Annotated in this window: 1 protein-coding gene; it reads left to right on the top strand. The window is 54.4% G+C overall.

Translation table 11 applies throughout. The features are described 5' to 3' along the window. The coding region (locus R7P74_RS27375) for a VCBS domain-containing protein (protein WP_318123821.1) at positions 1-620 on the top strand (620 nt) is incomplete at both ends.

Genomic DNA, 620 nt, shown 5'->3' with positions numbered 1-620 from the left:
GTTACGGGCACCTATGGTGAGCTAGCATTGGTGGATGGTCAGTGGACGTATACGCTGGACCAAAGCCAGGTTCAACAGCTAGACGAGGGTGACCAGGTACAAGATACCATCACCCTCACGGCGACCGATGGCACCCAACAAAACATCGTGATTGATATTACGGGCACCGAAGACACGCCAGTCGTGACGGGTACGTTCACCGGCAAGGTGACCGAAGGCAATCTCGGTGATGTCGCAACCGCAACAGGCACCATCACCATCTCTGATGTTGATAATGGCGATGAGCCAGTGTTCAGCAATACTACCGTTACGGGCACCTATGGTGAGTTGGTATTGGTGGACGGGCAGTGGACGTATACGCTGGACCAAAGCCAGGTTCAACAGCTGGACGAGGGTGATCAGGTGCAAGACACCATCACCCTGACGGCAACCGATGGCACCCAACAAAACATCGTGATTGATATTACGGGCACCGAAGACACGCCCGTCGTGGCGGGTACGTTCACCGGCAAGGTGACCGAAGGCAATCTCGGTGATGCCGCAACCGCAACAGGCACCATTGCTATTACTGATGTTGATAATGGCGACGATCCGATTTTTGCAAACACTACCGTTACGGG

The organism is Vibrio sp. 2033 (genome assembly GCF_033339735.1).
The sequence above is the reverse complement of the archived record's forward strand: the minus strand, read 5'-3'. Positions and strand labels throughout refer to the sequence as shown.